General features: G+C 57.7%; 24 protein-coding genes and 1 tRNA gene. 8 read left to right on the top strand and 17 right to left on the bottom strand.

Annotated elements, in window-relative coordinates; genetic code table 11:
• The 11 genes from R2940_01085 to R2940_01035 form a co-directional block, all read right to left on the bottom strand.
• On the bottom strand, positions 1 to 3,237 hold the full coding sequence (locus tag R2940_01085; GenBank protein ID MEZ4598370.1) for a multidrug efflux RND transporter permease subunit: 3,237 nt from the start codon (positions 3,235 to 3,237) through the stop codon (positions 1 to 3).
• A 15-nt stretch (positions 3,238 to 3,252) separates the two neighbouring features.
• On the bottom strand, positions 3,253 to 4,455 hold the full coding sequence (locus R2940_01080) for an efflux RND transporter periplasmic adaptor subunit (protein ID MEZ4598369.1): 1,203 nt from the start codon (positions 4,453 to 4,455) through the stop codon (positions 3,253 to 3,255).
• 318 nt (positions 4,456 to 4,773) lie between these two features.
• Complete coding sequence (locus tag R2940_01075) at positions 4,774 to 6,399, bottom strand: sigma 54-interacting transcriptional regulator (GenBank protein MEZ4598368.1); 1,626 nt, start codon at positions 6,397 to 6,399, stop codon at positions 4,774 to 4,776.
• Between the two features lie 76 nt (positions 6,400 to 6,475).
• Positions 6,476 to 6,820: an antibiotic biosynthesis monooxygenase gene (locus R2940_01070; protein ID MEZ4598367.1), complete on the bottom strand. Its 345-nt coding sequence runs from the start codon at positions 6,818 to 6,820 to the stop codon at positions 6,476 to 6,478.
• Positions 6,821 to 6,904: 84 nt separating this feature from the next.
• Positions 6,905 to 7,339, bottom strand: a complete 435-nt coding sequence (locus R2940_01065; protein ID MEZ4598366.1) for a cysteine rich repeat-containing protein — start codon at positions 7,337 to 7,339, stop codon at positions 6,905 to 6,907.
• Positions 7,340 to 7,458: 119 nt separating this feature from the next.
• A complete protein-coding gene (locus R2940_01060) occupies positions 7,459 to 8,256 on the bottom strand; it encodes a hypothetical protein (GenBank protein ID MEZ4598365.1) in 798 nt (265 codons plus the stop codon).
• Complete coding sequence (locus R2940_01055) at positions 8,256 to 8,891, bottom strand: DUF502 domain-containing protein (GenBank protein ID MEZ4598364.1); 636 nt, start codon at positions 8,889 to 8,891, stop codon at positions 8,256 to 8,258. Before R2940_01055 ends, R2940_01060 begins: the two co-directional genes overlap by 1 nt.
• A gap of 231 nt (positions 8,892 to 9,122) precedes the next feature.
• Complete coding sequence (locus R2940_01050; protein ID MEZ4598363.1) at positions 9,123 to 9,851, bottom strand: outer membrane beta-barrel protein; 729 nt, start codon at positions 9,849 to 9,851, stop codon at positions 9,123 to 9,125.
• Positions 9,852 to 9,940: 89 nt separating this feature from the next.
• A complete protein-coding gene (locus tag R2940_01045) occupies positions 9,941 to 10,336 on the bottom strand; it encodes a hypothetical protein (GenBank protein MEZ4598362.1) in 396 nt (131 codons plus the stop codon).
• A 25-nt stretch (positions 10,337 to 10,361) separates the two neighbouring features.
• Positions 10,362 to 10,859, bottom strand: a complete 498-nt coding sequence (locus R2940_01040) for a glycine zipper domain-containing protein (GenBank protein ID MEZ4598361.1) — start codon at positions 10,857 to 10,859, stop codon at positions 10,362 to 10,364.
• Between the two features lie 287 nt (positions 10,860 to 11,146).
• Positions 11,147 to 11,926 carry a hypothetical protein gene (locus R2940_01035; GenBank protein MEZ4598360.1) on the bottom strand — a complete coding sequence of 260 codons (780 nt, stop codon included), beginning with the start codon at positions 11,924 to 11,926 and terminating at the stop codon, positions 11,147 to 11,149.
• Between the two features lie 253 nt (positions 11,927 to 12,179).
• On the opposite strand from R2940_01035, the gene R2940_01030 reads away from it, so the two are divergent.
• On the top strand, positions 12,180 to 12,455 hold the full coding sequence (locus R2940_01030) for a hypothetical protein (protein MEZ4598359.1): 276 nt from the start codon (positions 12,180 to 12,182) through the stop codon (positions 12,453 to 12,455).
• A gap of 131 nt (positions 12,456 to 12,586) precedes the next feature.
• Here R2940_01030 and R2940_01025 read toward each other — a convergent pair whose 3' ends face one another.
• The gene (locus tag R2940_01025) at positions 12,587 to 13,816 is read right to left on the bottom strand and encodes a porin (GenBank protein MEZ4598358.1); all 1,230 of its coding nucleotides are present in this window, start codon (positions 13,814 to 13,816) and stop codon (positions 12,587 to 12,589) included.
• A gap of 250 nt (positions 13,817 to 14,066) precedes the next feature.
• On the opposite strand from R2940_01025, the gene R2940_01020 reads away from it, so the two are divergent.
• The 4 genes from R2940_01020 (at position 14,067) to mltG (ending at position 16,616) form a co-directional block, all read left to right on the top strand.
• Positions 14,067 to 14,143: transfer RNA gene (locus R2940_01020), tRNA-Pro, on the top strand.
• 320 nt (positions 14,144 to 14,463) lie between these two features.
• On the top strand, positions 14,464 to 14,874 hold the full coding sequence (locus R2940_01015; GenBank protein MEZ4598357.1) for a hypothetical protein: 411 nt from the start codon (positions 14,464 to 14,466) through the stop codon (positions 14,872 to 14,874).
• Between the two features lie 156 nt (positions 14,875 to 15,030).
• A complete protein-coding gene (gene plsY, locus R2940_01010; protein ID MEZ4598356.1) occupies positions 15,031 to 15,621 on the top strand; it encodes a glycerol-3-phosphate 1-O-acyltransferase PlsY in 591 nt (196 codons plus the stop codon).
• Positions 15,621 to 16,616 (top strand): endolytic transglycosylase MltG, encoded by a 996-nt coding sequence (mltG, locus tag R2940_01005; protein ID MEZ4598355.1) that lies wholly within the window; start codon positions 15,621 to 15,623, stop codon positions 16,614 to 16,616. The genes plsY and mltG overlap by 1 nt, the downstream gene beginning before the upstream one ends.
• Positions 16,617 to 16,838: 222 nt before the next feature.
• Here the strand turns inward: mltG and R2940_01000 are convergent, their stop codons facing one another.
• From R2940_01000 to R2940_00980, 5 genes are all read right to left on the bottom strand, one after another.
• Positions 16,839 to 17,717, bottom strand: a complete 879-nt coding sequence (locus R2940_01000) for an SPFH domain-containing protein (GenBank protein ID MEZ4598354.1) — start codon at positions 17,715 to 17,717, stop codon at positions 16,839 to 16,841.
• A gap of 244 nt (positions 17,718 to 17,961) precedes the next feature.
• Complete coding sequence (locus R2940_00995) at positions 17,962 to 18,513, bottom strand: NfeD family protein (protein ID MEZ4598353.1); 552 nt, start codon at positions 18,511 to 18,513, stop codon at positions 17,962 to 17,964.
• Positions 18,514 to 18,571: 58 nt separating this feature from the next.
• Positions 18,572 to 20,845, bottom strand: a complete 2,274-nt coding sequence (locus tag R2940_00990; GenBank protein ID MEZ4598352.1) for a DNA translocase FtsK 4TM domain-containing protein — start codon at positions 20,843 to 20,845, stop codon at positions 18,572 to 18,574.
• A 152-nt stretch (positions 20,846 to 20,997) separates the two neighbouring features.
• Positions 20,998 to 22,695 (bottom strand): ribonuclease J, encoded by a 1,698-nt coding sequence (locus R2940_00985; protein MEZ4598351.1) that lies wholly within the window; start codon positions 22,693 to 22,695, stop codon positions 20,998 to 21,000.
• Positions 22,692 to 23,393, bottom strand: a complete 702-nt coding sequence (locus tag R2940_00980) for a lysophospholipid acyltransferase family protein (GenBank protein MEZ4598350.1) — start codon at positions 23,391 to 23,393, stop codon at positions 22,692 to 22,694. The genes R2940_00985 and R2940_00980 overlap by 4 nt, the downstream gene beginning before the upstream one ends.
• A 286-nt stretch (positions 23,394 to 23,679) precedes the next feature.
• On the opposite strand from R2940_00980, the gene glk reads away from it, so the two are divergent.
• The 3 genes from glk to R2940_00965 all read left to right on the top strand — a co-directional run bounded on the left by glk (position 23,680) and on the right by R2940_00965 (position 25,932).
• A complete protein-coding gene (gene glk / locus R2940_00975) occupies positions 23,680 to 24,702 on the top strand; it encodes a glucokinase (protein ID MEZ4598349.1) in 1,023 nt (340 codons plus the stop codon).
• A gap of 48 nt (positions 24,703 to 24,750) precedes the next feature.
• Positions 24,751 to 25,287 carry an acyloxyacyl hydrolase gene (locus R2940_00970; protein ID MEZ4598348.1) on the top strand — a complete coding sequence of 179 codons (537 nt, stop codon included), beginning with the start codon at positions 24,751 to 24,753 and terminating at the stop codon, positions 25,285 to 25,287.
• A 192-nt stretch (positions 25,288 to 25,479) separates the two neighbouring features.
• The gene (locus tag R2940_00965) at positions 25,480 to 25,932 is read left to right on the top strand and encodes a single-stranded DNA-binding protein (GenBank protein MEZ4598347.1); all 453 of its coding nucleotides are present in this window, start codon (positions 25,480 to 25,482) and stop codon (positions 25,930 to 25,932) included.
• Positions 25,933 to 26,025 lie beyond the last annotated feature (93 nt).

The following is a 26,025-nucleotide window of genomic DNA, read 5'->3' as shown; positions in this document are numbered from 1 at the left end:
CTAGTGACCTTCCTTTTTGCTAGTTGCCAGCTCCGGAGCGCCGCCGTCAGGGGGAGCCGCAGGCGATGGTTTCGGAGGAGGCTTGGCTGCCCTCTTCCTGGCGGACCTTTCTACAAGAGTGTCGAAGAGGTAGAAGAAGAGCGGCACGTAGAGCATGGCCAGGGTGGTCTCTCCCAGCATACCCCCTATGACGCCGGTCCCGATGGAGTGGCGGGCGTTGGCGCCTGCCCCGGTGGCAATCGCCAGCGGAATCACGCCGAAAATGAAGGCCAGCGAGGTCATGATAATCGGCCGGAGCCGCTCCTCTCCGGCCTGGATCGTGGCGTCCAGAACCGAAAGTCCCTGTTTGCGCAGGTCCACGGCAAAAGCCACCCTCAAAACCGCGTTCTTGGCCCCGAGGCCGATCAGCACCAGGAGTCCGATCTGAAAGTAGACATCGTTGTTGAGGCCCCTCAGCCAGTTGAAGATCAGGGCGCCGAGGATCCCGAAGGGCACCGCGGTCAGGACGGAGCCGGGAATGATCCACGACTCGAACTGGGCAGCCAGGACGAGGAAGACGATGATGATCCCGAACAGGAAGGCTATCGCGGAGGTGCCACCCGATTTCTTTTCTTCGTAGGCCATGCCTGACCAGTCGAAATCGTACTCCGCGGGTAAAACCTCTTTTGCCACCTCTTCCATGACCTCGATCGCCGTGCCCGAGCTGTACCCCGGCGCGGCATTGCCGGTGATCTGGGCCGCCGGGAGGCCGTTGAAATGGCGCACAAGGTCCGGACCGGTGACATACCGGGTGGTGACCAGCGCCGAGAGGGGGACCATCGTGCCGGCATTCGACCGCGTGTAGAGCTTTTTGATGTCCCCCGGGTTCCGGCGATAGGGGGCATCGGACTGCAGGATAACGTTCCAGACACGACTGTACTCGTTGTACTGACTCACCTGGATCGAGCCGAACTGCGCCTGCAGGGTGCTGTAGACATCGGAAATCGGCAGTCCGAGAAGAACGGTTTTCGATCGATCGACTTCCGCCCTCAACTGCTGGGAGGCAGCCCGGAAGGTGCTGTTCATACCGGAAAGTTCCGGGCGCGTGCCCGCCTTGGCAAGGAACTGCTGGGTCACTTCATTCAAACGCGCCGGGTCGCCCGCTCCCTTGTCCTGAATCCAGAATTCAAAGCCGCCGGTGGTGCCTATGCCCTGGATCGCCGGTGGCATGATCGGGATGAAGAGTCCCGTGTCGATCGCCCGGGCTTCGGCGGCCACGTCGGTCAGCACGGCCTTGGCGTTCTGCTTGCGGGCGCGTTCATTGGAAGAGTAGCGCTCTTCAAAATCCTTCAACGTCACGAAGAAGGTCGACACGTTCGGCTTGTACTGGCCGTCGATCAGGCTGAAGCCGTTGATCATGCTGCGGCTGTCCACAGCCGGATTCTTCGCGAATAGAGCATCCACCTGGCTTGCGGTCCGCACCGTGCGGTTCAGGCTGGCGGAGTCGGGCATGATCACCTGCGCCATCAGGTAACCCTGGTCTTCGTTGGGCACGAAGGATGTCGGGATGGTGCGGAACAGATGCACCAGTCCAAGGATGAGAAAGGCAAGGATGATAAACGCGATGGCCTTCCGCCTGATCATGAACAGAACGGCCTCGCCGAATCCCGCGGTAAAACGGTCGAATCCGCGGTTGAACCAGGCAAAGAACCGGTTGACCAATCCCCTGATGCCGCGCTGAGTGGGGGCGGAGTGCTTCAGCAGGATTCCGCACATGGCCGGGCTCAGGGTCAGGGCCACGAACCCGGAGATGATCACCGAGATGACGATGGTGATGGCGAACTGTTTGTAGAGCTGTCCGGTCGTGCCGGGAAGGAACGCAGCGGGGATAAAGACCGAGGCCATGACCAGCACAACGGCAACGAGTGCGCCGCTGATCTGATCCATGGCCATGATCGTCGCCTCCCTGACCGATTTATGTTCCCTCGCCATGATCCGCTCGACATTCTCCACGACCACAATGGCATCATCCACCACCATGCCGATGGCAAGCACGAGACCGAAGAGGGTGAGAAGGTTGATGGAGAAACCGAGCACGAGCATGCCGGCCAGGGTCCCGATCAGCGAAACGAGGACGGCGACAATGCAGACGATCGTGGCACGAAAGCTCTGCAGGAAGAAGTAGACGACCAGGATCACGAGAATGACGGCTTCAAACAGGGTGTGGATCACCTCTTCGATGGAGATGCGCACGAATTCGGTCGTATCGAGGGCGATGACGTATTCGATGCCGTCGGGCAATGTCGATTTCAGGTCTTCCATCACCTGGCGCACCTGGCTGGAAACGTCGAGCCCGTTCGCGCCCGGTTGCTGATAGACGATGATGGGGGTTGCCGGCGTTCCGTTCAGCCTGTTGTCGTCAATGTACTGCCTGCGCCCGACTTCCGCCCGGGCAACATCCTTCACCCGGACGATGGCGCTACCATCCGGGTTGGCACGGAGAATGATATCCTCGTATTCCGACGGCTTCACGAAGGGCGCTTGCGTGACAACGGGGAAGGTGAGCTGCTGGTCTTCGGCGCCCGGCTGCTGACCCACCTGCCCAGCCCCCCATAAGGCATTCTGTTTCGCAATGGCGTTCTGGATATCGGTCGTCGTGATCCCGAGGGAGGCCATCCGGTCCGGGTCCATCCAGATCCGCATCGCCTGGTCGGGCACGCCGAAAATCTGGGCCTGGCCCGCGCCCTTCACCCGCTTGATCGCATCCAGAATATGAATATTGGTATAGTTGGTCACATATTCGGGGCTGTAACGGCCATCCTTGTTGAAGACCGCAATGATCATCAGGGGTGTGGAGGACTTCTTCTGAACCGAAACCCCGTACTGGGTGACAGCTTCGGGCAACTGGGGCAGGGCGAGGTTGACGCGGTTCTGCACCCACACCTGGGCGACGTCCGGGTCCGTATCGAGCGTGAAATAGACGGTGATCGTCATCTGCCCGGTGCTGGAACTGGTCGACGTCATGTAGAGCATGTTGTCGACGCCGTTGATCTGGGCCTCGATGGGCGCGGCCACTGAGTCGCCGACGGTTTTTGCATCGGCGCCGGGGTAGGTGGTGGTGACCTGGACGGTGACCGGTGTGATCGTCGGGTACTGCTCCACCGGCAGACCTTTCATGGCCACCAGCCCGGCGATCACGATGATGAGAGAAACGACCGTTGCAAAGATGGGCCGTTCGATAAAGAACTTGGAGAACATGGATCGATCCCTCCCCTACTCTCCGTTCTCGGTGGTTCCGGCGTTGGCGGCCTTTTCGGCATCAGCCGGTTTTTGCGTGTCGGCAAGCGGCTTGACCGTGACGGGCATTCCGGGACTCAGGCTCAAACCGCCGTCAACGACGACCCGATCCCCCGCCCGCAGTCCTTCCTCGATAAAGATGCTGTCACCGCTCCAGTCGCCGATTACCACGGGCCGCGATTCGGCCTTCCCCTCTTTTGTCACGACCCAGAGGAAATGGCCCTTGGCTCCCTGCTGGACCGCTCTCTGGGGGACAAGGATGGCGTTCGGCCGTTCGGCGCCCTTCATGCGGACACGGACATACTGGTTCGGTCGGAGCACCCCTTCGGGGTTATCGACGCTGGTGCGAATGAGAAAGGTCCCGGTCTGGACATCGTAGGACGGCGCGGCAAAAGTGATCCGACCGGTAAACGGGAAGACGGAGCCGTCGACCAGAACGACTTCGATGATGTAGTCGTTTCCCTCGGGGGGACGAAGCCGACCTTTGGCCACCTGGGTGCGGTATCTCCTGAACTCGTTTTCCGACACGCTGAAATTGACCCGCATGGGCGAGAGTACCGACACGGTGGTCAACTGGCTGTTCAATGGGTCGATGTAAGCGCCGTCCTGCTGCATCGCCTCCGCGCTGATGCCGGTTACGGGAGACATGATCGTGCAGTAGGAGAGATTGAGCTGCGCCTGCACCACCTGGGCCCTGGCTGTCTGCACTGCCGCCGCCGAGGCCTGCTCCCTGCCGACGGCATCATCGAGATCCTTCTGCGAAGCCGCGTCCTGGGCCGCAAGCGGCCGGATTCTTGCGAGAGTGGCCCGGGCGGTCTGGAGTTGAGCCTGATGTTGCGCAAGCGCGCCCAAAATCGCATCCAGCTGCGCCTGGAACGGTTTATCATCCATCAGGAAAAGGACCTGGCCCTTTTTCACAATGGCACCTTCGGTGTAAGTTCGCTTGTCGAGAAAGCCAGTCACCCGGGAACGGATCTGCACCTCGTGCGAACTCTGGGTTTGTCCGACATATTCGAAGGTGACCGGCACGGTCCGGGGCTGCACTTCTATCACCACCACTTCAGGCCGAGGTGGCGGGGCGACCGGGGCCTCCTCACGGCAGCCGCAGACCACGGCGAGACCAACAGCCAGCAAAGAAAGAGAAAAAAGCTTGGTTTTACGAAAGAGTACAGGTTTCATGAGTCATTCCTCGCGTCCAGGTTGGCTGCACCGAACCTTGCTACAGAATGATTTTCCATGAAATATGCCAAACGGATAGGCGGGCGAAAAGGCTTGTCAGATATCTGAAATTCAAAAGGATTTACAGGTTTGCGGGGAACGGGAGGGGGATGGCGTTTTGGTGATCAGGTGAAATATCGTCCCGGGAGGTGATATGTCGTCTTGGCCCTCGTTGTCGTTGTCGTAATCGTTGTCGTAATCGGCCGCCCCATAGACATCGATTACGACAACGACAACCGTTCCGCTGACGCTTCACTGACAACGAAAAGAACTCACTCTTCAGTGGTGGGTGGAAATACCGAGTTTTCGCATGCGGGAATAGAGTGTCGAGGGGTTGAGGCCGAGAATTTCCGCGGCTCCGCCCTTCCCCTTGATTCGGCCGTTAGTCGAATCGAGAATGGATTGGATGTGCCGGCGCTCCACTTCCTCGAGCCCGACCAGCGTTACGGAGGATGCAGGCTTTTCCGCCAAGGACTGAAGTTCGAGGGTATCCCCATTGCTCAGAATCATCGCATGCTCGACCAGGTTGCGAAGTTCCCGACAATTGCCCGGCCAGGAGGAATTTTTCAGCAATTCCATGTCCTTGTTGGAGATCTTCCGGATCTTCTTCCCCATGCGCTGGCCGAACTCATTGACAAATTCCCAGACCATTGCGGGAATATCCTCCCGGCGGTCGCGAAGGGGTGGAACAAGGATGGGAAAAATGTTCAAACGGTAATAAAGATCCCGACGGAAGGTTCCCTGCTCGACCGCCTCGGCCAGATCCCGATTGCTGGCGGCGATAATCCGCACATCGACCTTGATTGTCCGGGAGCTTCCCAGTCGCTCGAATTCTCCTTCCTGCAGCACCCGCAGCAGTTTGACCTGGATTTCGATCGGCATTTCGGCGATTTCGTCCAGAAACAGGGTAGAGCCGTTGGCCAATTCGAAGCGTCCCATCTGCCTGCTCAGAGCTCCCGTGAAGGCACCCTTTTCGCGCCCGAAGAGCTCGCTCTCCACCAGCGCCGCCGGCAGCGCGGCACAATTCACCATGACCATCGCCCGATTCCTCCGCTCGCTGAAGCGGTGAATCATCCTCGCAACCAGCTCCTTGCCGGTTCCGGTTTCCCCCTGGATAAGCACGGTGCTGCTGGTACCGGCCACCTGTTTGATCTGCGACATGACTGTTTGCATAACTTGGCTGGTCCCCAGACAGTTGCGATCTTCTACGCCCAGAGAGACCTCTTTTCGCACATAAGCCTTTTCCTGTTCCAGCTTCTCACGAAGTCTGTCGATCTCCCTGAGCTGCTCCTGAAGCTGTTCCTCGGCCCTACGCCGCTCCAAGGCGCCGGCGAAGATCTCGCCAAGCAGGCGAAGATCGTTGACGATTTCGTCTGACCAGGGCCATTCGACTCTCAGGGATTGGACTGCCAGCAGATAAGGAACACCTGGGCCGATGTACAGCGGGATGGTCAGCGATGATCTGATGCCCAGCAAATCGTGGGACCGCCGGTCGGCAAGAGCATCGATCGGCAGGGCGTCCCGGTTCCTCACGGCGGCAATTTTCCCCTCGCCAACCACTTGTTGATATTGCCAGGGAAACCATTCGGCAAAATTGACTTCCTGGGGAAAGGGATCGATGTTTTCGCCATACCAGGCATGACATAGCCTGACACACGGCAGGTCCTCACGCACCTCGAGCAGACCTCCGCGATCCACACCCAGGGGCCGAAAAATGTCCTTGAGTGAGCGCAAAATTTCGGCGTCCAGGGTGTCGGCCCCGGCTCTGGTCATGCGGTTGGAGAACCGGGCAACCAGACTGTAAAAACGGCAGGTCTCGCGGGTGCGATCAAAACCGAACCGGAACGGACGCCGGGGGGTATTTACGGGAGTTTTCAGTGACCGGATGGAAGGAATGTTGGCCATAAATTTGCTCTCTCGCAAACTTGGTCATCTCTCCTTCCCAGATTAACAATTTCTCTTTATTTTTCAAGGAACAAGGTCAGTATTTCGTCTCTCCCAAGGATAAATTTCGAGCTTTCTCCACCAGTTCGAGGCCTCCAAGAAAAGTAGCCTCGCAAAATTTGATCTCCGGAGGTTGCAAGGATCCCTCCAGAGCTTCCAGCACGCGATTGTACAAAGCCGATCTAAGATGCCGATCAAACGCTTCCCGGGTATGCCACTGCTCGATAAAATATAGGGCGCCGTTTCCATTACCATCGACCATCACGGCACAGTCGAGGCAGTTGGCATCGTTGGAAATCGGCCCCTTGACGGAATCGAGCACCTCGATGATGACCTGTTTCCGCCCCGGTTTCGGAAATATTTTAATGATGGCGATGATCATGGGATAACCAGTCCTGAATTTCGGCCTTCAACACCTGCCGGGACTCGCCCCGGCAGGCGGCTTAAATGAAAACAATCGGAGACCCTATTTCTGCCCGACATCTTTCAGCGCCGTTTTGCAGCGCTCGCTGACCTTCGCCTCGTTCCGCTTGAGGCAGTCGCGCAGGCGCCCCTCGCCCGGGTCGGTGTCGGCGCAGTATTTCTGAAGATCGTCCCCACATTCCTGGGCCACGTAGGTCAGGGCATTGAGGGCCCGATCGAGTTGCGCCGCCGAATCGTAGAGGGAGTATTCGCACCGGGGCGAAAGTTTGTCCTGGTAAGCGTAGAGACAGGCCAGAAGTCGCCCCTCTCCCGGAGTGACATTTTTACAGTAGGTGGACAATTCTTCCTCACACCCCTCAATAGCGGTTTCGAGCGCCCCCTGCACAGTCTTTTTCATCGGATCCTCGGCAGCGAAGGCCAGGGAAGCCACAACCAGCACCAGCAAAGAGGAAAAACCGATCACCAGCAGTCTTTTCATCTTTCACCTCCAGACATCTTGAATGAGGCAGCTATATTCGGCAGGACCATCCTGCCCTCTTTAACTGCCGGGGTACCAGCAGGCCGATAATCTCCGCGTCTTTGAATTAAAACTTTTTCTTACTTCGGGAACAGGAACGTGAGTTGGGCCCTCACGCCCCAATCCTCGGGACCGGCGTCGGGCGAATCGACCCAGTAGCGGGCTCCGACACCGATCTGGATCGGCTGTTTACCGATTTTGAGCAGCTGGCTGACGACAAAATTGACCGGCACCGACCATTCGCTGTTCTCCCAGTCGTAGGTCGACTCGCTGTTCAGGCTGATGGTCGTTTTGGTCCTGGTGATATAGCTCAAAAAAGGCTGCAGAAAGGTCGCGCTGACGTCGGCACGGTCGTCGTCGCCGGCTACCGACCAGACGTGGTTCGTCAGCATGCCGTAGGTCCATGGCCCGATCTGCCTGAGACCGACAGCCGTGGGCCCGATGCCCCATTTTTCGCCGCCCAGCACGTCGTCGGAGGCCGTCGGCAGCAAAAACACCGGCCCCACCCCCCAGATCCACCCACGGGAAGTCGGCTCCTTGGGGGAAAAGAACAGGCTTTGCAGCACGTCCCCGATCCCCGTCTCGTCGGTGCCCGGCGGCACACCATCCACGTCGATGACCGGCAGGATGGTGCGCGATATGAGGTTCCACTTCTCGTTCAGGGTGATGGGTATGACCGGCTGAATGTTGAGGAGATGCCTGTGCCCCTCGTCATCCCCGCCGTAGTTCTCGTCGTAGTTGTACTGCAGCGGGACGCTGATCAGGTTGGCGACGGGATTGGCCAACTGCTTGGCCAGGTCGGGTTCTTCCTGGCCGAAGGCCGGGGGAGACAGACAAAAGAGAAAAACAGCAACTGCCAGGATTTTTGCTTTTTCCATTATAGCCCCTCTTGAATTCCCTGCGAGTCCCTGAGCCCCTGGTCCGCTCGTTCAAGAAGTCTTCCCGTGCCGTGCCCCAAGCGGCCAAGGCAGCCCAAGACACTTCGAACCGGCACGTCCAGATCACGCAGGCGTTCTCGGCACACGATCACTATTGTTCCACTGCCCGGATTCGGTGAGGACGGCAGGAACACCGTGCAACTGCCGTCGGCGTGCGTTTCCATGACGAAACCGAGTTGATCTAAACCGGGTACGTCCACCGTCACGACCACCGGACGCATGGACTCGGCATCCTGTTGACCTCCCAGACCGGTCACCAGCACACGCAGGGCTCTGTAAAAGGGAATCCGGTTCAGCAGCAACTCTTCCACCCGACGGCCGGCTGCCTGACCAAGTCGTGTTCGGGCGAGTGCGCCCACCGCCAGGAACAGAACCACAATGGCGGAAATCACCACCAGGAAACGTATAGACCCCTTTTTGAAAACAATGCCCGGCATCGCTACGAGCAGCGGATGGAGCCACCCGTCCAGAATCTCATAAAGCTTTGCGATGATCAGGCCGAGGAGCAACACCGGCAGCAGGATCACGAAGCCACTGGCGATCAGGGTCAGAAGGGATGCACGTTCATCCGTCATTCCACGCCCTCCCTATGGTGAGAGTAGCCTATTCATGCACTCGCGGAAGCGCCTGGCCTTTCGCGTTCGAGGACAACCGCAGCAACCGTAAAAGCCAGCCAGATCCTTATCCTCCAGTTCGTATTACGGGTCATGGACGAGTCCTCCTTTCGATGAGGGAAAGGACATCGGTCAGCCTTTATGCCCTATTCTGTTTGTTTCACCTTGGCCTACTCAGGGATCCATTGCGCTCTAAAACCCTCCACCTAACCCAAGCATGAACCCGTGAAAGGCGCCGTCGAAGGAATTGCCTCTGTCCCCCTCGACGTCGTAGTAAAGACGCCGGTAGCCAATGAGCGCCCCCCAGTTGTCCGCGAAGTTGAACTGGAACTGCGGTTGCAGTTCCCAGGTCAGGTCGGAATCTCCCGCGCCGATGGAAAAGGTAGGATTGAAATACCAGCGTTGGCTGAGTCGGAAACTGGGCCGCAGCATCAGAATCCCGTCAAAGATATCCTGGGTATTGTCCCGGGAGCCGACGCCGGCAATCTTCAATTCGTTATCCATATGTGCATATCGAACCCCGCCCAGGACGTCGATGGTATGTTTTCGCAACCAGGGGAACTGAATACCCGTCGCGACGGTCAGAAATAGCGTATCCGAGTCGACCTCGACCTTGGCACCGCCGATTCGATCCACGTTTTCGTCTTCGCTCAACTCGAAATAATCCACCTGAAGCCGGCTGACCCAGAGGTCCTTCTGCACTCTGGCAAGGAGAGAACCGCCGAAATCCACCTTGTCGATCAGATCGTCGAATCCGACATCGACATCGACCTCCCTGTCCCCGACTTCAACATCCCCGTCGATCCCCACGGCCCACAAATAAGGTGCAACCTGCAACGACCAGCCGCCATCGGCTGCCAGGACCTTTCCGGACAAGAGCCCGCAGACCAGGAAGGCCAGTACTGCCGCAACGATCCTCATCTCCATCCTCCTCTGAAAAAGTTGTTGGAAAATTTCCGCCGACTATTTCCCAGCAAACCGAAGCACAGAGCTGCCGTTGTTCATTCAGATCAAGGATTCATGCAGACGCCGAACACAATGAATCCATGGCCGTCTCCCGCCGCGCTCAGGGTCAGAGTGCCGGTCTCCTTGCCCAGGGCGATGCTCCACCCCCGCTGCTCGATCCCCTGCAGGACGGTCGTCTGCCCAAGATCCTGGACACGCGCGATTCGGGTATCTTCCCGCTGAACCCTTTTATCCAGGGAAACGATGACATTCTGCTTCAGATCGAGCCGAACAAAGCGGGGCAGGGCCATCTCCTCGATGGTCAGCTCGCCGCATTCTCCGTTCACGCCGCATTCAAAAGCGCGGGTCAGGGCACAGAGACGGCTGTTTTCCTGGGCGGCAGCCGAGGACAAAGCAGCAAAGAGGACTATCAGGACAAAAAGCAGTGATTTCAGGATCATGGGTCGCCTCCCAAAGTATGGATTTTTAATTGACCGTATAACCTCGCCCTTCCATGCAGGCTCCCCAGGCACGGTTGTACAAGGCGCGCTGCTGCTCGTGACCCGCCTGTGCCTGCTGCGCCGCCTGCTCCTGGGTTACGTTGCCCTGGTATTGACGGGCGCCCCCGATGATTCCCCCGGACGCCGCACCGATGGCGGCTCCAGTTCCGGCATCACCGGCAATGGCGCCCACTGCCGCACCTGCGAGAGCCCCACCGGCCGCCCCTCGCAGACCACCTCCCCTCCGCTGGGCGGCTGGAGCCTGTGCGGTTGTCTGCTGCATGGGATCAAAACCGGACTGCTGCCGGGCCCACTGGTAGCAATCGAACTTGTCCTTTCCCACCTGATCGGCGCTCTGTCCCTTGGCCGGATAGACGAACGGTTCCTGGCCATACGCCTGCGGAGCGATAGCGGGCCCACAGAGGAGACCGCCGATCACAGCCGCTGCGATAAGCATCCACCCTTTCCTGTTGCCTTTTTTCATTGTGTGCCTCCCGTTTATCCTCAGTGTTTTCGGAGAGCGGCGCGGCGATTTTTCACGGACCCTTTTCCACGCAAATTATTTCAGCTTAAACATGGTTTTCCATGAAACATGCCAACAAAAGGGGCGATCGCAGATTCGGCAACTACTTGAAATAATGATGAAAATCAGACGGTTGCAGGAAAAGAGGAACCGAAGGGCGTGGGAAGTCGGATGGGATATCGTCCCCGGGGTGAAATTTCGTCCTCACAGAGGTGTTTATATCCGGGGGGAATTGGAAGGGCGCCTTTTTACCGGCTCATGGATTGAATCAAGGACACATACGGACTCTGGTCGATCTGTACGAAGCCGGAAAGGGCACGATCCAGATCTGCAATCACCAAAATCAAAAGGGTCAGCACGCAGGCCAGCGCCATGGGGATCCCGCGGTTTCTCATCCCGCCAATCTCCGCGTTACAGCCGGTGAGAAACATGCCCATGGCGGCAATTACAAGCAGCATAACCATGACGATGCCTGGCAGACGGTCGAGGGAAACGGTGAGTCTTTCCGTATGCAGATCGATAATTTCGTTAATAGCCGTCACCAGGGAAACTTCTTTCGGGCCGGCATCGGCCGCCATGATTTCTTCGACAGCGGACCAGATCTGATCATGCAGTTGTTCAGACCTGGAAACGAGATCCCGTACCTTGTCGGGTGTATCGGTCGACTCCCTGGTAAGAACTCTGATCTGTACATAATCTGTGAGCAGAGAACGGATTTGTGCACCCTGTGGATCGCGGATATAACCTGCCCGGAGATAGGCCGTGCCAATGGCATTGGCCTCGTGGATCACGGCCAGTTTGCGCATGTCCATGCGGGCGGATACATAGGAATAGGTGAAGGAGAGAACCAGGGCCAGGAGCCCGAGGGTTGCAGCCTGCAGCGTTGTCAGCTGCGCTGCTCCGTCTTGACGCCCCTTGTCGATACGACCAAGGAAAAAACCGAACTCCAAACTTCCCAGAAGGATCATCAGTGTCGAGAGCCCGAAGATCCAGAGGGGGATCTGAGTCAAAAAGCTGAAACCGGTCATATTCCTCGTTCTCCTTCCAAAACATTCTTATCCGGAACATCCCACGAAGGATGCGTCCCCGTCCCGCGGGCAGATCGGGTATAAATGGGCGGGGAAGGGGACAGCAGAAAATCGAAGTTCATTAGCAGAGAAATCAAGTACTTGTCAATTCATCGATTTTACCATTTTCGTACATAAGCAGATTTACAAAAGCTGGTTTTTTAGTAAACTGATCCTAATTGAAACAAACATAGCTCTACAATTTGGAGGCGTTATGGGTGAAAAAATCCTGGATATCGATAAGAGAGCGAAATATTTTGAGGAAGTCAGGGAGCTTAAAGAACAGAAGAATAATCTCGAAAGCTCTAACCAGGAATTGCTCCAGAGACTGGAAGGGCTTGAAAACGAATACAACAACCTGAAAAACCAGTTGCATAACACTATATCGCTCGAGGAACTGCTTGGTCTAAGCCAAAAAATACTCGAGTTGCAGAATGAACTCCGCCTGAAAAGCAACGTTCCCGACAAAAACAATGAAGGAAACCAATGAAAGCCATTAATGTGCATCGAATTGGCCAGTTTTCCAATGAATTCAAATTGTATTGTTAATATTGCTGAAAAATGCCGGGCTCACTGCTCACTGAAAGGGCCGGCCGTCAACGGCCGGCCCTTCGCTGCATGCTAGAAATAAAGCTGGGCCTGGACTCGGAGGATATTGTCGTCTTCGTCGTCGTTCTCGTCATCCTTGACATGGGTAAAATCCGCCTGGATTTTGGCATAGTGCTCGACGAAGTAATAGTTGACGCCGAACTGATACTGCTGTTCGTCAAAAGGAACAGGCGCCTCGTCATCGTCCGACTCGATGGCCGTATAGCGCACGGCCAGCTCCCAGGTATCCGGGACGATCATATAGCCCGCCTGCACATAGTAACCGTCGGCATCGAAATCGCCGCCCTCGTCGGGGGAGGCATCGAGGAAATAGTATTCTGCGCCGAAAGTGGCCCCTTGCCAGCGGGCATGCAGGTTGACGGTGTAGAGTTCATACTCCAGCTCGTCGCCAAAAGCGGCGATAAATGCTGCATTGTCCGGCTCTCCGAGATTGGCGTCCCAGATCTCGTTGTCGTCGTCTATGTCGTCCGGAACCGCCTCTTCAACAAAATTGGACGTGATAAAAGAACCGCCGATATTCAACAGCAGCTCTTCATCGCCAAAGGACACTTCATTCATCGAGACCGCGCCAAAGGGGTTGATATCGATGCGAGCGGCGAACATGTGATCGTCTCCGACGTTGTCTTCGTTGGGACCGTTGCCGTTGAACCCGCCAATCATATATTCCACCAGATGGTCGGCGAAACTTCCGCTTGCCATAATGCCGATGTCACGGCCTACGTTGAAGGTGTCGTTGGCGAGGGAGCGTTCGGGAAACAGTTGATTGGCGAAGGAAGTCAACTCCTGACGGGCCTGGGGCGGTTTCATCTGACCGATAGTCAGTTCGAAGGGATCGGCAAAGGTATAGCCGATATAGGCATCCTCCAGACTGGTGCTGCTGCCCAGATTCAACTGAAGCCGGTAGAAAAGATTTTCGTCAAAAACATGCCCCCGCATCCAGATTTTGAAGCGGCGGATATCGAAGGTACTGGTATTATCCCCGTCGTCAGCATCCGTAAACCTGTACAGAATCTGGGTCCGGCCGCCGACATGGGCAAGAAATTTGCCATCCCGGCTCTGGATTGCCATACCTTTGCCCGGTGAATAGTAGGCCAGATCACTGTCCTTGACCGCCTCCTGGTAATCCTCCTCCGTAATCACCCCTTTCTCCCGCAGAATTTCCTCCAGGGTCTTCGCCTCTCCCGTGCCGCCCAGGCCGAAAAGGACTACGGCGGCGCTCAAAATACACAGCATCCGTTTCATCTCGGTCTCCTTTGCATGCAAAAAACCCATCACCCGGCGGCAAACCCATTTCGCCGCCCGGCAGAAAACACTATAACTAAAATTTTCTTATTTTTTGTCTTTACTAATCTTTATTATTTTCAGACGGGAAGGCAGAAACCGGAACTGACCAAAAGCAACAGCAGGCAGAGTGAAGTTGAGGAGGGAATAATCGGGAAAAGGGTTGCTTTTTTCACCGACACGTGTTAAAAATCCTGCTCTGTTGAAACGTCGGGATGTAGCGCAGCCTGGTAGCGCACCTGCTTCGGGAGCAGGGGGCCGCTGGTTCGAATCCAGTCATCCCGACCATTAACTTTCACAGAAAAACCAAAAGATTAGCCCCACTCTCCAAACGGAAAGTGGGGCTTTTCATTTTCGGTTTCCGGTCCTTCTCCGATCCGCGTGCGAGATCCCTTGTACCAATTGCCATCTCGGCATCGCCTCCGGGTCCCCCGGTCCCGCCAGGCGGGATTTCCCTTTTTTCTTATCGCTTCATACCCTTACCCGCAAAACCTCCTGCAGGTCTCGGGCAACCGGGTGGGCTCCGCCTTGCCGGATGACAGCGCAGCGCTGAGCGGTAGGAGAAATTCCCTGACAGAAAGGACGACCTTCGAGAACAACGCGGGAACATGATCCTGCCGGAGGCGCCTGTGGAACGCTGCCCACTGGGTCTGTTTGGTTTCGCCGAAGCCTTCGGCGAAGGCCACGATGTCAACGGGAAGCGGGGTCCCGCGTCTTTCAAAAGTGAGGCGGATGACCTCTGCCATGCTTTCTCCCGCGAAATCAAATTGCCGACAGAGCACCCAGATATCGTAGAAATCCTTCATCCGGCTGTTCAACTCGCCCAATTTCACCATCGCCTCGAACTTTTCTACAATGGCGCTCTCTCGGCTGTAACACAGCAGGCGTCAACTGGCCACCATGCTGACGGAAAATATCCTCTGGGCATTTATTCAATCTGGAACCAGACAAAACGACCCCACTTGTTAAAAGATGAAGACATTTTGTCTGCCGTCGCTCTTGAATGCAAGGGAAAATGAAAAATCTTATATAGAAATATAATGGTTCCAGCCGACTATCGATTTGGATAACAGGAATGACCGCTAAGTGAACCGATCCCGCCCATTGCAAATGCTCTTGTTATTTGCAAGGGGGCATGCTAGAAACAATTTCCTGAAATAATGGAGGGAAGAACAATGATTTTGTTTATTTTGTATTTGGTCGTCGCCTATCTGATCGGCGCCATTCCCACCGGCCTGCTGCTGACCCGTCTGACCGGCGGCGGAGATATCCGCAAGTCGGGCAGCGGCAACATCGGAGCCACCAACGTCTACCGTACAGCCGGCCGCAAGCTTGGCATTCTGACACTGGTTCTGGACGCTCTGAAGGGCGTGCTGCCGGTGCTGTTCGCCATGGCTGTGCTCCACTACGATGACAGTCGGCTCGGCGCGGTGGCGATTGCGGCCTTCCTCGGTCACTGCTATCCTGTCTACATCGGCTTCAAGGGCGGCAAGGGGGTGGCCACTGCGCTCGGCATCTACCTGGTCCTTTCTCCCCTGGCTGTTCTGGTTGCGTTCCTGATCTTTGCCGGCCTGCTGTGGAAATGGAGCTATGTCTCCCTCGGCTCCATCTGCGCCGCGGCCGCCATCCCGGTTCTGGTCTATCTGTTCGAAGGCTCCGTGCCCCTGTTGCTGGCCACACTGGTGATCAGCGGCATCGTCATTGTCCGTCACCGGGGAAACATCAAACGCCTTGTCGACGGCACGGAAAACCGCTTCAAGGCGTGATGAAAAGAATTTTTTTTGCCACCGTCGTCCTTCTGATCCTGTTGCCGACCCTCCTTGTCGGCGGGCGCTTCGGTTTGTTTCTGCTGCGGTCCACGGCCCCTGATTCGGCAGTCACCATTGTCGTCCCGACGGGCGCCTCCTTTGCCACCGTGGCCGAGCAGTTGCGGGAAACGGGCGTCATCGCCAGTGCGCCGCAATTCAAACTGCTGGCCCGCCTGCGGGGGGACTCCCATAAGATTCAGGCGGGCGAGTACCTGTTTACCCAACCGGCCACTCCCGGCAAAATTCTGGACCGACTGGTTTCCGGCGATATCGTCCGCCTGCAGTTGACCGTTCCCGAAGGCTACTCGCTCAAGGAGATTTCCAGCCTGCTCTTCCGCCTGGAATTCAACGATGCCAAATCCTTCCTGCAACTGACCAGAAACAGGGATTTCATTCACTCCCTCGGAATAGATGCTCCCACCCTGGAGGGCTACCTTTTTCCGGAAACCTATACCTTCGGCTCCCGGACCTCGAGCCGGCAGTTGATCGCCGCCATGGTTCGGCAGTTCGAAAAAAAAACTCCCCCGGCGTTGCTGCAGGAGGCGAAAAAACACGGCCTGGATCGGCATAAACTGGTCATACTCGCCTCCATCATCCAGAAGGAAGCGGGCAACAGCGCGGAAATGCCCCTGATCTCTGCGGTCTTTCACAATCGGCTGAGAATGGGCATGCCGCTGCAGGCCGACCCGACGGTCATTTACGGTATCCCCAACTTTGACGGCAATCTGACCCGCAACCATCTGTTGGAACCCACCCCCTACAATACCTACCGCATGCGCGGCCTGCCCAAGGGGCCGATCACCAACCCCGGCGCCGATGCCCTGCGTGCGGCGGCCAGGCCGGCCCTCGTCAGCTACCTCTATTTTGTTTCACGGGGAGACGGCACCCACTACTTTTCCACGACCCTGGCGGAACACAATGCCGCTGTCCGCCGCTTTCAGCTCAAGCGCTAGAAAACCTGAAACATCTCAAGGCATAATTGGACGCGGATGAACGCAGATAAGGCCTAAAACCCTCAAGCAAAAAACGGGGTTTTCGATCTATCTGCGTATGCGAAGCATCAGATTTTATCCGCGTCCTAATTGCATTTCGGGATTTGTTCTGAAGCCCTTCAAGGCCTTCCAAAAAAGAAAAGGCGGCTCGCGCCACCTTCCCTTCCTGATATTTTATAAAGCCTATTTCCCGAACAACCCCTTGACCGCGTTGAGCAGGTCTGCCGGCAGCAGAACGGTTTTGGCGTTGCTGGAGGCGGCGAGCTGTTTGACGGCGGTGACGTACTGCTCGCCAAGCAGGTAGGTGGCGGGCAGCTGATTGTTGCCGATCGCCTCGGTAACACGGCTGATCGCCTCGCGGGTGGCTTCGGCTAGAATTGTCTTCGCCTCGGCTTCCCGCTTGGAAGCCTCGAGCTTGCCCTCGGCCTCGCGGATGGCGGCTTCCTTGGAGCCCTCGGCATTGAGGATGGCCGCAGCCTTTTTCCCCTCGGCCTCGGTGATGGCTGCACGGCGGGTCCGTTCGGCGGCCGCCTGCTGCTCCATGGCCATCTGCATGGTATGGGAGGGTTTGATGTCCTGGATTTCCACCGTCTTCACCACGATGCCCCAGGGCACTACGTCATCGGCGATCGTCTCCTTGAGACGGGTTTTGATCAGGTCACGGGAAGAAAGGGCATCGTCCAGATTCATCTCGCCGATAATACTGCGCAGGGAGGTCTGGATCAGGTTGGTGATGGCGATGCGGTAATCGTCTATCCCATACACGGCCTTGGAGGGATCGATGATGCTGATGAAAGCGATGGCATTGGTCATGATCACCGCGTTATCGCGGGTAATGACCTCCTGGCTGGGGATATCGAGGGAGATGTCCTTCGTCAGGACCCTGTAGGCGATGGTGTCGAGATAAGGGATGACGAAATTGAGTCCGGGGGACAAGGTTTTATGATACTTGCCCAGCCGCTGGACCACGTGCTTGTAGCCCTGAGGCACGATACGGACGCCGAGAGTAATGGTGACCAGTACCAGCAACAGTAGGATGACGACAAGAACTAATCCTGCCATGACCGAATCCTCCTTTGAATGGAATGAAAATTAATATTTGGATGGGAACGCGGATCGGGTTTTGTGATTCATTCCGCATTCATCCGTCCAAAAAACCATCGACCTATAAAAACCAAACCTTTAAACGAACGCAGATAAAGGCGGATCGACGCAGATGAAAATCCAACTCTTTGCGGCCAACCATAGGTTTTATCCGCTTTTATCCGAAGTTATCTGCGTTCGATAAAGGTTTTTCGAGCCAAGCCTAAAGCTTCTCCACCCTCAGAACCTGCCCTTCGACGCCCGTCACCCGCACTTGATCTCCCAGGCGCAGAGGACCCGAGCAGACGCAGGGCCACTCCTCCCGGCCCAGAAGCGGCACGGCAAACCGGCACCGGCCTTTGTCCCCGGCGATGGCAGCGTCCCGGATGACGATGCCCGGTTCGCCGACAATCTCGTCCCTCGATTTGCCGAAGGCGCTTTCATTCACCATCCGTGGCCGCAGCAGCCTGAACCACAGAAGGGTGCAGAGGGTTGAAAAAAGGGCAAAGAACCCGAGCTGGGCGGCCAAAGGCATGCCGGGAAAGGGCAACAGCAAAAGCCCGGTCAAAGCGGCCGCCAGACCGAACCAGAAGATGGTGAAGGAAGGAACCACCAACTCGGCCAGCACGAGCAGAAGCCCCAGAGCCAACCAATGCCACCACAAAATGATAAAGGTCACTTCAAGTTCCTTTCCGTAAAGGCAGGCTTCAAGTTCCAGGTTCCAGGTTCCAGGTTCCAGGTTCCAGGCTTCTGGCTGACACCTGACACCTGACACCTGCCCCTCACTCCTCACTCCTCACTCCTCACTCCTCACCCCTCGCGCCTTCCAGCCTTTACCCTTCATTTCTCCCGATAAACACCTCACGCGGCCGGCTGGTTCCGTCCGAAGGGCCGATGATTCCCTCCTGCTCCATCTTTTCAATCATCCTTGCGGCCCGGTTGTAGCCGACCCGCAGGCGCCGCTGGATCATGGAGATGGAGGCCTGGCGGGTGTCGGCAACCAGGGCCAAAGCTTCGTCCCACTTTTCGTCGTATTCTTCGTCGCCGAAATCCTCGCTCTCGGCCGACGGCGGGGCTTCGAGGATCGACTGGTCGTACTCCGGTTCGCCCTGCTTCTTCAGAAAATCGACCACCCGCTTGACCTCCAGCTCGGAAACGAAGGCGCCGTGAACGCGCTGCAGGGCGCCGGTGCCGGGCGGCAGGAAGAGCATGTCGCCCATGCCGAGCAGGGTTTCCGCCCCCTGGGTGTCGAGGATGGTGCGGGAATCGATGCGCGAAAAGACCTTGAAGGAGATGCGGGTCGGAAAGTTGGCCTTGATCAGACCGGTGATGACGTCGACACTCGGCCGCTGGGTGGCGAGAATCAGGTGAATGCCGGCGGCTCGGGCCATCTGGGCCAGGCGGGCGATCGACTCCTCGATTTCCCGACCGGCCACCATCATCAGGTCCGCCAGTTCGTCGACGATGACCACGATTCGGGGCAGGTGGGCGTGCTCCAGCTCCTCGCCGGGGGGAGCCTGGACGAGCGGCATCTCCTCCTCCCCCTCCTCAACCGGTTCGACAATCAGCTTTCCCTGGGCCTTGAGTTCCTGTTCCTCCTTCTGCTCCTTCTGGATTTTCTTGTTGTAGCCATCGATGTTCCTTACCCCTTTTTCGGCCATGAGCCGATAGCGGCGCTCCATCTCACGTACCGCCCAGTTCAGGGCCAGGGCGGCTTTCTTCGGGTTGGTCACCACCGGCAGCAGTAGGTGGGGAATGCCCTCGTAGATGGACAGTTCGAGCATCTTGGGATCGATCAGGATGATCCGCACGTCCTCGGGGGAGTCGCTGTAGAGCAGCGACAGGATCATGGTGTTGATCGACACCGACTTGCCGCTGCCGGTGGATCCGGCCACCAGCAGATGGGGCATCTTGGCCAGATCGGACACGACGGTATGGCCGAAAATATCCTTGCCCAAAGCCATGGGCAGCCGGCTGCCGGACTTCATGAATTGCTCGGAATCGAAGATATCCTTGAGGTAGACGGTCTCCCGCTCCCGGTTGGGGATTTCGATCCCTACAACCCCCCGTCCGGGGATGGGAGCGACGATACGGATGGCGATGGCGGACAGGGCCATGGCAAGATCGTCGGCCAGCCCGGCGATCTTGTTGACCTTGACGCCGGGCGCCGGAGAGAATTCGTACATGGTCACAACCGGTCCCGGTTTGACCTCCGTGACCTCGCCGGCCACCCCGAAATCGAGCAGCTTCTTTTCCAGGATGCGGGCGTTCATGGTCAGTGCCTCCCGGTCCACCGGTGGAGGGGCTTCCCCCTCGTGGTCGAGCAGGGACAGAGTCGGCATGTGGTAGGTACCGTTCGGCGCGAGAAAGTCGAAGGCTTCCTGCAGCCGCTTTTCCTCGTCACGAGCCTGTTTTTTGCTCTTCTTGTCCCTGGCCGGGGCGCTCTTCGGTTCGGTTCGGGGGGCAATGGTCAATCCGGTTCCGGCATCCTTTTTCCCCTCACGAGCGTACTTGGCGGATTTCCGCCGGACACGCCAGCGGTCCAAACGGTCGCCCAATCTGTTCAGCAGATCTCCAAGCAGCAGGACGATGGAAAAGCGGGCCGAAAGCATCAGCGCCACCAGGAGAAACGCCGTGAGAACGATACCGGCACCGACCGGATTGAAAGCCGCTTCGAGGTTGTCCGCCAGGATGCGACCGGTGGCGCCGCCGGCTTTGATTTTCTGGCCGGCCAGCAAAACGGTGTCCAGGCGCAGGGCCAACAGTCCGGACAAGGACAGCACCAGCAGCAGAAACGCTCCGCAGCGGTACAGACGGACCCGGACATCGCGGAACTTGAGCAATCGCCAGGCCAGCAGAAAACAGCCAAAGGGAAAAAGCAGGGAGGGAAGGCCGAAGGCCTGATACATCAGATCGGCCAGATAGGCCCCCACGGTTCCGCCGATATTGCTGATCTTTTCCGGATGCAGGTTGTTGTTGAAGGAAGGATCGCTGTTGGTGAAGGAAACCATGGCCAGGAGAAGATAAAGACCGATGGCGAACCAAAAGACGCCGAAAATCTCCTTTTTCAGGTATTCCCGTATCGACCCTTTGGATTCATTTTTCATGGACAAAATCCCCGGATGGCTGTCGCAGACCGATCAGCCGGTGTGAAAATCCAGCAGAGTTCATTGAAAAGGCCCTACCCTCTAGGCGTCGGCATTCCTGACAAGCAACTTTGCAATACTCGAGCCAGCCACAATCAAGTCAACCGGCCTGCCTATTGCTCGAAAACCACAGGCAGGATCAAGGGCCGCCGGTCGATGTGACGGTTGAAGAAACGCCGCAGGGTCTTGCGCACCTCCACCTGCATCTCCTCCCAATCGGACACGGCTTCAAGGCTGTGCTCCCGCAACAGGTTCCGCACCTCCTGCCGGGCCTGATCCAGCAGCTCTCCGCTGGTTTCCTCGGGCACAAATCCCCGGGTGAAGAGCTCCGGGCCATAGAGGATGGTACCGCTCGTCTGTTCGATTCCCATGAGCACCATGACCAGTCCGTGGTTTGCGAGATGGCGCCGGTCCCGCAACTGCATCTCGCCGACGTCGCCAACGCCCTTGCCGTCGACGAACACCCGGCCGGACTCGACCCTGTCCTCCTTGTACAGCCCGTCCGGCAATACCACCAGGGGAGTGCCGTTTTCCAGCACCACCGCCCTGCCCTTTTCGACACCCATCAGAGTGGCCAGCTGGGCATGTTTGACCAGGTGCCGGTATTCGCCGTGTACCGGCACGAAGAAGCGGGGCCGGGTGAGGGAAAAGATCAGTTTCAGCTCCTCCTGACTGGCATGACCGGAGACATGAACCTCGCTGGTCTCCTGGTAGAAAACCTCGGCGCCCTGCCGATAGAGCAGGTTGATCAGCCGGGCGATGGCCTTTTCGTTGCCGGGAATGGAGCGGGAGGAGAGGATGACCGTATCCCCTTGTTCCAGGGGGATCGGCTTGTAATCGGCCATGGCCATGCGGGACAGGACGCTGAGCGGTTCGCCCTGACTGCCGGTGGTCACCACGACGACCCTGTCCCGAGGCAGGTGCCGCATCTCCCGCAGGTCGATCAGCACCTCGTCGGGCACCCGCAGATAGCCGAGTTCGCGGGCGACCGCAGCATTCTTTTCCATGCTGCGACCGTTGATCAGGACCTTGCGGCCGCAGGCCATGGCCACATCGATGACCTGCTGAATGCGGTGGATATTGGAGGAAAAGGTGGCCACCGCCACCAGTCCCCGGCAGCGGGGCAGAATGTCGGCCAGTGCCCGTCCGACCTCCCTTTCCGACAGGGTATACCCTCTGCGCTCCACATTGGTGGAGTCGGACAGGAGCAGCAGCACCCCTTCATCGCCGTAAGCGGCCAGCCGGGTCAGGTCGGTCGGCTGATTGTCGACGGGGGTCTGATCGATCTTGAAATCGCCGGTATGGACAATCAATCCGGCCGGGGTCCGTATCGCCAGGCCGACGCCATCCACGATCGAATGGGCGCTGCGGAAAAATTCGATCCGGAAGGGACCGAGCGTAACCTCCTGCCGGGGCCGCACCTGATGGAGCCGGGCCCGGCTCTGCAGATCGTGTTCTTCCAGCTTGTTCGAAAGCAGACCGAGGGTCAACCCCGTCGCATAGATCGGGGGATTGCCCAATCGCTGGAGCAGGAAGGGCACCGCTCCAATATGGTCCTCATGTCCGTGGGTCAGGATCAGGCCGAGGATGCGGTCGGCGTGGTCGTCCAGAGCGGAGACGTCGGGCAGCACCAGATCGATCCCCATCATGTAGGCTTCGGGGAACATCAGGCCGCAATCGATGATCAGCCATTGGCCCTGACACTCGAGGGCCATCATGTTCATCCCGATTTCGCCCAGACCGCCCAATGGCAGGAGTCGTACGGCATCGGCCCGGGTCAGCGGGGAGAGTTTTTCCGGCAGAGGGTTCATTCTCCTACGGCCAGGGCGGCGGCGATGGGTTGACGAACCTCTTCCATGAGCTCGGAGCGCTCACCCACCTCCCGGTTGACGGTAGCCACCGGCGGCAGGACGGTCAACACGATATGTCCTCCCTGGATCCAGCGGCTGTGTTTGGGCATGACTTCGCGGCTGCCGCTGATGGCGATCGGCACGATCGGCGCCTTGGACATGACCGCCAGGGTGAAGCTGCCGGTCTTGAAATCCTGCAGGTTGCCGTCCGGTGAGCGGGTTCCCTCGGGGAAGATCAGCACGGAGGTCCCTTCCTCGATCCGCTTCACCGCCTCTTTCATGCTGAGAACGCTCTTTTTGCGGTTGCTGCGGTCAACGGAGATCGAACCGGCCCGCCGCATGGCGAACCCGAACAGAGGAATTTTGAACAACTCGGCCTTGGCCAGCCAGCGAAACTGTCCCGGCAGTCCGGCGTAAAGAGCCAGGATGTCGAAATTGCTGACATGATTGGCCATATAGACCTTGGGGCCGGGCGCGGAAAGATTCTCTCTCCCCCTGACCGTCAGCCGCACTCCCGCCAGAAACAGGCTCACTTTTCCCCAAAATCGGGAGTAGGTGTGCAGATAGTCCGGGCTGATCAGCGTCAGCGGCACGCCGGTTATAATGACGAACAGCGTCCAGGGAACAAACGTAACAAGAAAAAACAGGGTGCGGAACATCTGCGGGATCCTTTCAGAAAACCATGATGAGCAAGTTTAAGAGAGGCGCCCCAGGGAGTCAAACCTTTTTAGTCCGGCGTCTTGACTTATGCCGCAGTCTGTGGCGCGCCTGCTTTCCGGATTCCCGTGGGAAACAAATTCCTTCCCGAATTCATTAGGTATGGACAATCAATCAGGTTGACAACCCGGGGATCTGCGTTACATGAATAACAGCATCGAAAGCCGCAAGTCGTATTTAATTCAAACACCCCAATACCTCAACTCTGCTTCCCCTGCGGACACTGTCATGAAAAAATGTATTCTGGCCGGAGACATAGGCGGGACCAAGACACTGCTGGCCGTATTTACCGAGGAATCGGGGATGGATGCCCCCCTGGCCGAAGCAACCTTCGTCAGTCGCGATTATTCGAGCCTGGAAATTTTGGTCCGAAAATTCCTTCTAGAAAGTGGGCTGAAACTCGACAGGGCCTGTTTCGGCGTCCCCGGACCGGTCATCGGCGGACGAGCCAGAGCCACAAACCTGCCCTGGATTCTGGATGAATCCCGGCTGGCCCGCTCCTTCGGTTTTTCTTCCGTGACCCTGCTCAACGACCTGGTGGCCTGCGCTCACGCCATCCCTTTTCTCAAGCCGGAGGACCTGGACACCATCAATCCCGGGCATGCCGTTACCGGCGGCGCCAAAGTCGTCGTCGCCCCAGGTACAGGACTGGGAGAAGCCTATCTGACCTGGGACGGAACCAGCTACCTGGCTCACCCCTCGGAAGGCGGGCATGCCGACTTCGCACCAACCACCCCCCTCGAATCGGCGCTGCTCACCGAGATGCAGAAAAAATTCGACCACGTCAGCTACGAACGGGTCTGCTCCGGCAGCGGGGTTCCCAACATCTACAACTTCCTTCGGGATCGCGGCTACGCCGAGGAACCCCGCTGGCTGAAGGAGGAACTGGCGGCGGCCGAGGATCCGGTGGCGGTCATTTTCAACAAGGCCTTGAGCGGCGATCCTCCCAATCCCCTCTGCAGTCTGACCATGGACACCCTGGTGGGCATTCTGGGATCGGAGGCGGGCAACGCGGCCCTCAAGTTGATGGCAACAGGCGGCGTTTATCTCGGCGGGGGTCTCTCCCCCCGTCTTTTGCCAGCCATGAAAAAATCGACTTTCATGACCGCCTTTCGACGGAAGGGGCGGATGTCGCAACTGATGGCCGATATTCCCGTAAAAGTCATTCTGAATTCCCGCACAGCCCTCCTGGGAGCCGCCCGCTGCGGTCTGTCAAAAGAGGAATGTCCCCCGGAGAACGGAACCACCTGAAGTCCGATATCCCTGTCTGACCATCCCTTTCCAGCAGGAGGCCTTCTAATGAAAAAATGCATATCCGTTCTGTTTGTCGTCGCCCTTCTATTTCTTGCCGCCCGACCATCGACTGCGGCAGAAAAGCCGGACATATTCCACTCCAGTGGCCACTGGCAAGTTTATGGCGACAGTGCCCACTACCTTGATGTCGGGGTGGGCCTGTTCAACGTTGTGAACAGCCACGACAGCGCAGGCGCGGGGCACCTGCAGCTGCGGCTCGGCCCAAAAGCCTGGTTCATCGGGCCGACGGTGGGGTTCCTTGCCAATCTGGACGGAGGTTATTACGGATACGGCGGGATCTACGGCGATTTTGCCTGGAGGAGCCTGATCCTGACACCGGTGCTGGCTGCCGGCGGCTATGAGGACGGAGACGGCAAGGACCTTGGAGGAACCTTTCAGTTCCGTCTGTCTCTCCACCTGGCCTATCAGTTTGACAATCTGTCCCGCCTCGGCATCCAGATCGCGCACATCTCCAATGCCAATATTCATGACTACAATCCGGGAGAGGAAGAGATTTATCTGAATTATTCCTGGCCCTTCTGATCCCCCTGAGGAGACCTGGATTTTGGCTTGACGATCGACGGCCATCTGTTCCAGAATGGGCGCTCCCATTCGCTGAACTCATGCATCTCTAATGCGCCTTCGCCGATCGTCTCCGGTCCTCCATGGAACGGAACCGCCCGCGTCCCCCTGCCGCAACTTTCGGGAAGGCTCTCGCCCAAGGGAGGAAATAACATGTCGGTCAACAAAGTCATTCTCGTAGGCAATCTCGGCAAGGATCCGGAACTCCGCTATACCCCTTCGGGCACCCCTGTCTGCACCTTTTCCATCGCCACCAGCGAGCGTTTCAAGGACCGCGACGGGCAGCAGCAGGAAAAGACCGAATGGCACAACATCGTCACCTGGCGTGGACTGGCGGAGGTCTGCGGCAAGTATCTGACCAAAGGCAAGCAGGTCTATATCGAAGGCAAGATCCAGACCCGCTCCTATGACGATCGGGACGGCAACAAGCGCTACATCACCGAAATCGTCGCCGACCAGATGCAGATGCTCGGTCGTGTCGGAGACGAGGGCGGGGGGCAATCGCAACGCCGCGAGCCTCGCCAGGAGCGCACTCAGAACCAGAGCACCCGGCAGGACGAATTCGAAGACATTCCCTTCAATCCGGATGACGATATCCCCTTCTAGTCTGTCATCTGGTGGGACTGTACTCGATGCAGAGAGAGTCTCTCAACAAGCTTTATAAGAATCATGTAGCAGACCCCAGGGCCCAGCATAGTC

This window comes from Syntrophotaleaceae bacterium, assembly GCA_041390365.1.
GTDB lineage: Bacteria > Desulfobacterota > Desulfuromonadia > Desulfuromonadales > Syntrophotaleaceae > JAWKQB01.
Note: the sequence above shows the minus strand (reverse complement) of the source record. Positions and strands in the feature narration are given on the sequence as shown.